The sequence below is a fragment of the Caballeronia arationis genome (genome assembly GCF_001544975.2).
GTDB lineage: Bacteria > Pseudomonadota > Gammaproteobacteria > Burkholderiales > Burkholderiaceae > Caballeronia > Caballeronia arationis.
The window spans coordinates 1-1,200 of sequence record NZ_FCOG02000463.1; the positions used below are offsets into that span (position 1 = coordinate 1).

The window sequence follows — 1,200 nt, forward strand, 5'->3', positions numbered from 1 at the left end:
GCGCACGTACGGATCTGCGGAGGGGGTGATAGGCGACTGTCATTCCTACTCCAACAGACAATCCGAGCCGGTACACGCAGGAGAGGCTCGGCATTCCCGTCACGTCGACGGCCGTGTGCACGGCGCGCCAGATGCTGCGTCTGCTCAAACTCGATCCGAAGCTGCCGGGTGCGGGCGCTTACCTCGGCGACGCCGCCGGCCTTTGATGCATGACATGGAAGGCGCGTGCTCAAGACGCGCGCCCCGAGACAAGCAATCAGGAGACATCGAATGGAACAGAAGGCAACGGCGGCGGGTGGAAGAGGGACTTACATCGCGACCGTGCTAGGCGCCGCGCTTGGCATGGCAGTCGGTTTTGCGGCAATCTTTATTTCGACCAATGGCGTGTTCATTCCGGCCGTGTTGCGCGACTTTCACTGGGGCCGGGCTCAGGCGGCGCAGTCTTATGCGGCCTCCATGCTCGGGCTCGCGCTCGTCAGCCCACTAGTCGGAATACTGATGGACCGCTTCGGTGTGCGGCGGGTGGTTTTGATCTCGGCAATCGTCTTTGCCAGCGCGCTCGCCTGCATGGGGCTGCAGGACGGACATCAGGGTTGGTGGATCGCGCTTTCGCTTGTCATCGGTATGTCTGGGGCCGCGACTTCTGTGCTCGGCTATCTCGCGATCCTCCCGCAATGGTTCGACCGCAGATTGGGACTTGCCATCGGTCTCGCAATGGTCGGGCTCGGAGTGGGCACGATCGTGTTGCCGGCGCTTTCGCAACATCTTATCGCCGGGTTCGGGTGGCGCGGCGCGTATCAGATTCTCGCCGGGATCTCGCTTGTTGGCGCCGTCATCGCATACACCCTGCTGCGCGAGAGGCGAGGGCATGCGAAAGCGTCACCGATGCGTGGCAGCGGAGAATTTGCTACCGATGCTTCCATTAGCGGGCGACTGAAGCTCTTTCGGATCGTTGTCATCTTTCTCGCGGCGTTCCTTGCGTCGAGCGCCGCGCTTTCGCTCGGACCACACCTTCCGGCTCTGCTGATCGATCGTGGCATATCGGCACACGACGCGGCTCGCAGTGCGTCGCTCGTCGGGCTAGATTCCTTGACTGAATTGATCTTGTAGCAGTCGAGTCAAGTTTCTACGCGGCGATTTTGACCTGATCGCACCAGGTGTTAACGGCCTTCTCAGCGGTGCGGAAGCTGCGCTGCAAAG

General features: G+C 61.7%; 1 protein-coding gene and 1 pseudogene. Both read left to right on the plus strand.

The genetic code is table 11. The features are described 5' to 3' along the window. Positions 1 to 77: 77 nt before the first annotated feature. Positions 78 to 206: pseudogene (locus AWB81_RS49270) on the plus strand (Asp/Glu racemase); the annotation flags it as partial. A gap of 19 nt (positions 207 to 225) precedes the next feature. Then, a complete protein-coding gene (locus AWB81_RS43180; protein ID WP_144444405.1) occupies positions 226 to 1,110 on the plus strand; it encodes an MFS transporter in 885 nt (294 codons plus the stop codon). The last annotated feature ends 90 nt before the right edge of the window (positions 1,111 to 1,200 follow it).